We start from the raw sequence: 8052 nt of genomic DNA, 5'->3' as shown, positions 1-8052 counted from the left end.
GGACCAAATGTCTACCTTGCCGAAGAAATCAAGAAGCATGTAAGTGTTCCTGTTGCAACAATTGGTGCACTTAATCACCCTGAAATGATGGAGGAAATTATCGCTTCTGGTAAAGCTGATGTCGTTGAGATGGCAAGAGCATTACTCGCAGACCATGAACTCCCTAAAAAAGTTATGACAAACAAAGATGATCAGATTGTTCACTGCCTTAGATGTTATGTTTGTATGGCTGAACGCGCTGTGACTTCAACGCGTCGTTGTACTGTAAATCCAATTATTGGCCGTGAAATAGACGGACTTGAAATCCAACCCGCACCTATTAAGAAAAAAGTGCTTGTTGTTGGTGGCGGTCCAGGTGGCTTACAGGCAGCGCTTACTTCAGCAAGAAGGGGTCATGAGGTTATTCTCTGCGAGAAAGATTCAGAAGTTGGTGGCATCCTCATCGGAGAACAAGCAATTCCATTTAAATATGAAATGTACCGCTTAGGTGTCACACTTGGTACCCTAGTAAAAGAAGCAGGCGTTGACATCAGACTAAATACTTTTGCAGACAAAGCCTATATTGAGGGTGAAAACCCTGACGTCGTAATCGTTGCAGCTGGCTCAGAGCCACTAGTACCTCGCATAGATGGGCTCGATGGCGAAAATGTTGTCATTGTAAACGATTATCACCACCATGTTGATCAAATTAAAGACGCCGTCGTTGTTTTAGGTGGCGGCCTAGCAGGCTGTGAGATTGCCATCCATTTTGCAAGAGAAGGCAAAGCTGTTAAACTTATCGAAATGAACAGCGAGCTTGCACCAGATGCAAATATCAGACACCGTCCGCTACTGCTTGAAGAAATTAAAAAGGTCGGCGTTGAAGTCTTTACCAACCACACAGGCAAAAAGGTCTCTGCAGATGGCGTGACATGTATAACTTCTGACGGACAAGAAATCCTGGTTGAAGGACAAAGCGTTGTCTGCGCTCTAGGTCAAAGACCTCGATTTGACACGGTTGAAAAACTCAGAGATTCAGCACCAATTGTTATGACCATAGGTGACTGTGTTAAGGCATCCACCATTACCACTGCTATTTATCAAGGTCACCACGCAGGTTTAGACGCATAGTCTCATTTGCCATATCAGACAATTAAAACACCCCCACAAATTGGTCATCTACTGAAATCGACCAAATTATGGGGGTGTATTTTTTGAAGCGCCATTTCACATCAACATTTAAGCCATCTCATGATGACTCAAACCAATTTTCGCTGACCCTGTTTGAGGTTGAAGGGTCTTGCTCTGAGCTGGATGATAACAAAAGGTATACCATAAAGTAAATTTAGCTTTCCTTGGAGGTCACGGGTCTATTTTTACCGTATCTAAAGGGTTCAGCCACAGTCCTATTGAAAAAGGCAATCACTGGTCCCATAAAGAATGCGGTGACCAAGGTGCCCACGCCAACGGTAGCCCCAAGTAAGAAACCGATTGTGGTACAAACAAGGTCCGTTCCCATACGGCAGTACTGGAATTTGGCAATTTTTTTCTCTGCCATAATAAGTGCCACCGCATCATAGGTTGAAACACCTAAATCCCCTGTAAAATAAAGGGCTGACCCAAAGCTTATAATCAGTATGCCAATGACAAGCGCTATGCTTCTTACCCATAATAAGGGCTCAGGAATCCAAACATTAAACAGCCAAGATGAAAACTGTACCACATAGCCCAAGAGGAAAATATTGATTAAGGTCCCCAGTCCAATCTTGGATTTATCAATAAAGAAAACGCCTATGAGCATGATCAAATTCACAATCGTATAAAAAGTACCGTAGCCCATCGGTGTATGCTCCCACACACCGTGTGCAAATACCTGAAAGGGGTCCATCCCAAAGAGTGAAAAATTGAAAATGCCAACACTAAATCCAGAAATTAAAACCCCTGCAACTGTCATAAAAATTCTTTTTTGTTTTTCATTCATTTTACTTTCTCCCTTGTTATTAAACCCAAGGCTCCTTTAGATAAGAGCCTTTAAATCTTTTATAAACCCTTTAAGTGTCTCGTCAATTCTATAAATTTGTGTACTATATTTGCCTCATGCCTACTTTTGACCCTATACGTCCTCTATATACCCTTTTTCCCCCTAATTACAATACACATGATCGAGATTACTTTTATCTTTTCTTTTCAATTTTAAAGCAGCATTACAATTGCATCTGCCCAATCAATCGAAGATAGATAATCACCTAGCAAGTCTTGTTCGTTCATATTAAATGCCTGCAGGTTTTCCTTGATGTGGTTAAAATCGCCACATTCATAAGCTTTAATCAATTTCAGTATTGGCGCAAGAGGTCCCTTCTCATTGATTAGAGCTAACTTAATTGAGTCAGATAGTGGTATGTCACGGAGTGCCTGCTTCATATCCATTTCTAAAATGGCATTAATCACACTGAAGAGTCCCAGCAATGAGGCTTCGAATTTGAGATTATGCATTCGACTTCTTCTGATGATAAGTTCAGCAAATTTACTTCTCAACAAGGCAATTCTGACCAACTCGCTTGGCGGCTTTTTGCAGAAATCTTGAATCATTAATATACTGATCCACTGTTTAAGCTCATTAAGTCCCATATACGTCAGGGCTCTTTTTATGGAATATACCTGCCCTTCAGATTCCTTTGTACCAATTACCCTTAAAAGCAAGTATGACAGTGAAGGATCCTTTTCAATAATTTCAGCAAGTTTTTGAAAGCACGGCTCTTTTTGGTTTAATTCATCTAATATTCTAACATATTGATTGCGTGTTGTTGGTTTTTTTTGCTTTGCCATAATGTTTTTAGGTCTGCTGAAGAAAAAGCCCTGAAAGAGATCAAATCCCATTTCCTTGGCCATTAAAAACATTTCTTGATTTTCAACCTTTTCAGCGAGTAATATTTTACCTTGCTTTTTCGCAATTTTAACTTGGTCTTTAATTTCACTAAGTGGATTTGAAAGAAGGTCATACTTGATAATATCTGAATGAAAAGCCAACTTGCAGGTTGACAGATCCCTGTTAAAATCATCCATCGCTATACGATAGCCCTTATTTTTTAACAACAGAACGCGTTCAAGAACCTTATCATTTGCTTGAACATCCTCTAATATTTCGATTATAAAATGTTTTGGCGTCATCAATTCAAAGGCGCCAGATAAGAGTCCCAATTCATCAAAATTAACAAAGGCCCTTTTATTGTTGACCACCTTATCTATACCATTTTCAAATAATGTTGATATGACAGATAATGTTGATATAAAAGGATCTACACCATCATATATGTTTGAATCATGCTTCGCTCTATATAAGAGCTCATACCCATAGACATTTAAAGCCATATCAAATATTGGTTGTCTTGCAATTAACATATGTATTCCCTCAATTCGTTAACACCCTCTTGTCGCACATTCGTGCGACATTCAGTCTATTATTAGTTCACCTTTATCGTGTGTACGGATATACTTTATCCCTATATCATTTACAGTCAAAACCATGTTTCGCCGCTACCCTTATCATCTAATCGCTTTTTGCAAGTTGAAACGTCTTGCACAAATCTGGATGAAAACAAATGATCTATAACACAAATAAAGTAGGTCTCAGGACCTACTTTATTATATCATCAGGACTATATAAATCAATAATATTATTATATTTTTTTAACAAAATCACGCCAAATCTCTAAAGTCCCAAATCTTCATCAATTAGAATAACCTCAGCTTCCATTCCCATCATAGGTGCCCAAAGTGTTACAAGTCCTCTACAGACCCTCTCTGGGCTTGCACAGTCGTAGCATTTATCTGCCTTAATTGCACAAGGTGTTTTATGTCCCAATTGCTTAGCACGCTTTGGAGCAGCGACGTTTCGAGCACGCCAAACGGCCTCTTCAAAGGTCGATGTCAATTTATTTCGACCAATTACAAAGAATATTTTCCTATGACCAAACAAGGTAGATGCTACTCGATTTCCCAAACCATCGATATTTATAATCTCTCCACTCTCAGAAACGGCGTTTGCTGAGGTTAAGTAGTATTCTGTGTTCATAGCACTCATTCTTGCCTCATCTTTTTCCTGCTCCCAATGCCAGTAAACATCATTGTGTGTCTTGAGCGTGTCATATACCTGAATTTCTTTAATTGTAGCAGAACCACCTATTCCTACTGTCGTCTTGTCAATCATAGCATTTAAATAGGCGGAAGCGTCTTCACCTCTTGAAAACCGAGTAACGGCATAGCCCCTCTTTTTTAAATTCATCTCTAAATTGGTCATATCACCCATTATTATGCCCCTTTCTCAACCCCAAATTTCCTAAATGATGGCAGACTATTCTTCGCGCAAAATTTTCGACATGACCTTGCCCTTAGCCAACTCATCGATCATTTTATCTAAATATCGAATTTCTCTCATGATCGGGTCTTCTATATCCTCTACGCGAACACCACAGACTACACCCTTAATCAGTATTCTAGAGGGGTTCATTTTAGGCGCTTTTTCAAAGAAGTCTTCGACCTTAATCAAATCCTTTAAAGCACTTGATAAGGTCTCCTGATTATGACCTGTTAGCCAAAATATGATTTGGTCCACCTCTGCCTTTGTTCGTCCTTTTTTCTCAGCTTTTGCAATATATAAAGGGTAAATACTGGCAAAGCTCATTTCATAAATTCTTGGTTTTGGCATAAGACTCACCCCTCTCCTCTTTTGCTTTATAGAGCTTGTTACGAATCGCTTTAAAGCTATATGGTTTAAAACTACATGGTTTATAGTCATATGGTTTAAAGTCATTCTATCATTTTAGACCCGTATATTCCAAGTGGTCAAGTCAAAAGATTTATAAACTCTTTATTTTTTTTATAAACCTTTTCATGATAGAATCAAATCAAATGTTGTCTTATAGAAAAAATTGACTGTGAGGTGTTTATGTTGCTACATCAAATTTACGAATCGAACGCTCTCGATCTTGTTGCATTAAAATCAGAAGGGATTTCTGTCACCTATAGAACTTTAGACCATACCATTCAAAAATATCGTAGTTACTTTGAAAACATCGGTATTCAGCCAGGCGAAAATGTTGGGCTCTTTTACAAAAATGCGCCTGAGTTTGTATATGCCTACTTCGCCATCGTTTCGCTTGGTGCGGTTGTCGTGCCACTTAACATCATGTCTACAGCAAGTGAAATTGCCTACATTGCCCAGGATGCCAAGATGCAACATCTTGTTACCATGTCAAAGCTAGATATCGCACCTCATTATCACCAGCACATCATTCCGGAACTTGTGGGTGTGATCAATGAAGTTAAAATCACCGTGCCAAAAGAACTTAATCGTCATGAGGATGATGTTGTCGTCATCATATATACATCAGGTACCACTGGATTTCCAAAGGGTGCTATGTTAACGCATAAGAACCTTTGCAGCAACGCTGAATGCGTATCGCACTATTTGAACATGACTTCAGAGGATGAGGTTCTATGTGTACTGCCAATGTTTCATAGTTTTGCATGGACAGTAAGTGTCTTGACCTCCCTATATGCAGGTGCCACTATAGTCATTATGGACGCATTCTTACCTAAGGAAGTCGTTCAGACCATAATGCAAGAAAGAATCACCATCGTAAGTGGTGTTCCCGCTATGTACAATTACTACCTCATGGTTGGCTCTAAAGAGGCCTTCAGTACCGTCCGTCTATTTATTTCAGGCGGTGCAGCATTGCCGGTTCAGGTCCTTGACACATTCGAGCAAAAATTTGATCAGAAAATATTTGAGGGTTATGGGCTCTCAGAAGCATCTCCTACAGTTTCATTAAATCCTTTAGATGACACAAGAGCCGGGTCAATCGGTAAGGCACTTCCTGGCATATCTATTAAAATCGTAGACGAGCAAGGGCACGATTTACCAACTGGTGAGCGTGGCGAGCTTCTTGTTAAGGGCCCGAATGTCATGAAGGGCTATCTAAACTTACCTGAAGCGACATCAAGTGCCATTATTGATGGCTGGCTCCATACAGGTGATGTGGCCTACCTTGATGAAGAGGGTTATTGCTACATCGTCGATCGGATAAAGGACATTGTCATTGTCAGTGGTTTAAATGTTTATCCTAGAGAAATCGAAGAAACGCTTTATCAATATAAGGGCGTCATAGAGGCTGCCGTTATTGGCGTACCAGATCAAAAGAAGGGTGAATCTCTTTTAGCCTTTATCGTCGTGGCCGATAGCGAACCCTTCAACTTAATAGACTTGAAAAAATATCTTGCTGATCGTACTGCCAGTTTCAAGCTGCCTCGAAAAATAATTGTGAGAGAATCACTTCCTAAAAATGCCACGGGTAAAATTATGAAAAAAATCTTGAAGGAAGAAGTCTCACATTATGAGGATCAAATGACTGTATAGTAAGTCAAATTCTTAATAATAAGGTGAAAACCCTTGATTTTAAGCCCTTCCCATAAAGTTTGCTTTATGGATACCAAGGCTTTTATCAAGGGTCGATTTTTTTGCCTTAATATTTTTTTAAAGACTCAAAACCTGCAAGTATTGGAAATACAAAATAGTTCTTTGTAACTAAAATAATCCTGAAATTATAGGACTTTTGTACTAAATATTAGTTGACAACGATTATCATTTAGGTGTATGATATGTTCATAAATTAAAACATAATGAAGTAACCATATATACCATTTTGATTCAGGAGGAAGATCTATGAAAAACAAATTTAGATTATTAGGATTATTTAGCGTATTTTGCCTTATTTTCAGTAGCCTTTTTGCAGTTTCAGTCGCAGCAGGTGCGCAAATAGATGAAACAAGTGTTACACCAGCTAGAACCATCAATAATTTTCAAACCGGCGTTTTAACCTATCAAGAAGTTTCCATCGAAAAGTATCAAGAACATGTCATGTTAACCGGCACAGTTAACATTGACGGACCTCAGTTGGTTCTTGCAGTAAACGGTGTGGATGTCTCCCCTTCTGCAAATATCATAAAATTAGGCGACAACTTGTGGTCATTCGCTTACGATTATACTTTTAATGGTGCTGTAGGCGATATCAATATCAACCTTCAAGCATACACCATTTATAAAAATGGAAAAACCGCAGGCAAAGTGCACACAAATGCAGCACCCGTAACACAGACTGTACACGTCCCTTATGTAACAAGCTTTGATGTTACTGACTTGGTTTGGACAGGATATGATCCGGATTCAAACACCATTACCTATACCTATAAACTCCTTAGAATTTGGGATGATGCCACCATCACCACAGATGAAGTTGATTACTCAGGCAGTCTTCTAGGGACAGAAAATCTTATGATCAGTGCAAGTGATGTCACACATCTAAATGGCGATACTGTACTTGTTGCAACTCTTGTACCACCTGTGTATTTCAGAAGTTTTAGTATTCTTACATCCCCTTCTGATTATAATTGGATATATGATGAAAACACTGGCACCTACCAAGTGACTTTCGAAATTGAAAAACGCTATAGCAATGACTCGACGAATATTGAACCTTATTCACTATTTGGTCTTATCCCAGGTGAAAATAATCTGGTATCCATAGAAATCAGTGGGATAACAACCAGCTTTAACTTCTTAGTACCTGCAGCACCACCTGTTATCGGTGACCCAAGCGTCCTTTCAGTGGATGTTATTATTATCAGCACTGATCGTCTCGCATCAAATGCAGAACAAAATAATGTTAAGGTCCAATATGCCCTTTTGGTCAGTTTAAGTGATGGCACAAGCTTCACGGCGGATGGCTTCACTGTTACAGTTCCACTAAACAGCGGCAATGCTTCTGGTTCAAAGGACGTTACAAAAACATTGAACTATGGGGATTACAGTTTTGACCTCAGTTTCACTGTAACTGTCGAATAGATACTTTCAGTTCAAACCTTTAAATCAAACTATTAGATAACAAAAAAAGCGTGCTCCAGTCTTATGGGCACGCTTTTTCGATGGATGATCATCACATTATTTATAAATTTTAAAAGTCTTATTCACCCTATATTATTTGTTGACATTAAGATAAGCTCTGTACCTTACGTCCT

7 protein-coding genes are annotated in these 8052 nt (G+C 39.0%); 3 read left to right on the top strand and 4 right to left on the bottom strand.

What is annotated here, in order from left to right; genetic code table 11:
• Positions 1-1110, top strand: a 1110-nt coding sequence (locus tag AC220I_RS14550; protein WP_486724578.1) for an FAD-dependent oxidoreductase, incomplete at its 5' end; no start/stop codon positions are given.
• A gap of 214 nt (positions 1111-1324) precedes the next feature.
• Here AC220I_RS14550 and AC220I_RS14545 read toward each other — a convergent pair.
• The 4 genes from AC220I_RS14545 to AC220I_RS14530 form a co-directional block, all read right to left on the bottom strand.
• A complete protein-coding gene (locus AC220I_RS14545; protein WP_486724577.1) occupies positions 1325-1960 on the bottom strand; it encodes a YczE/YyaS/YitT family protein in 636 nt (211 codons plus the stop codon).
• Positions 1961-2172: 212 nt separating this feature from the next.
• Complete coding sequence (locus AC220I_RS14540; protein ID WP_486724576.1) at positions 2173-3378, bottom strand: EAL and HDOD domain-containing protein; 1206 nt, start codon at positions 3376-3378, stop codon at positions 2173-2175.
• A gap of 310 nt (positions 3379-3688) precedes the next feature.
• The gene (locus AC220I_RS14535; RefSeq protein WP_486724575.1) at positions 3689-4261 is read right to left on the bottom strand and encodes a lactate utilization protein; all 573 of its coding nucleotides are present in this window, start codon (positions 4259-4261) and stop codon (positions 3689-3691) included.
• Between the two features lie 69 nt (positions 4262-4330).
• A complete protein-coding gene (locus tag AC220I_RS14530; RefSeq protein ID WP_486724574.1) occupies positions 4331-4684 on the bottom strand; it encodes a DUF2200 domain-containing protein in 354 nt (117 codons plus the stop codon).
• A 240-nt stretch (positions 4685-4924) separates the two neighbouring features.
• On the opposite strand from AC220I_RS14530, the gene AC220I_RS14525 reads away from it, so the two are divergent.
• Entirely contained in the window at positions 4925-6394 is a 1470-nt protein-coding gene (locus AC220I_RS14525) for a long-chain-fatty-acid--CoA ligase (RefSeq protein ID WP_486724573.1), read from the top strand.
• 306 nt (positions 6395-6700) lie between these two features.
• A complete protein-coding gene (locus AC220I_RS14520; RefSeq protein WP_486724572.1) occupies positions 6701-7879 on the top strand; it encodes a hypothetical protein in 1179 nt (392 codons plus the stop codon).
• Positions 7880-8052: the final 173 nt, after the last annotated feature.

The sequence above is a fragment of the Fusibacter sp. genome, from assembly GCF_057447755.1.
The sequence above is the reverse complement of the archived record's forward strand: the minus strand, read 5'-3'. Positions and strand labels throughout refer to the sequence as shown.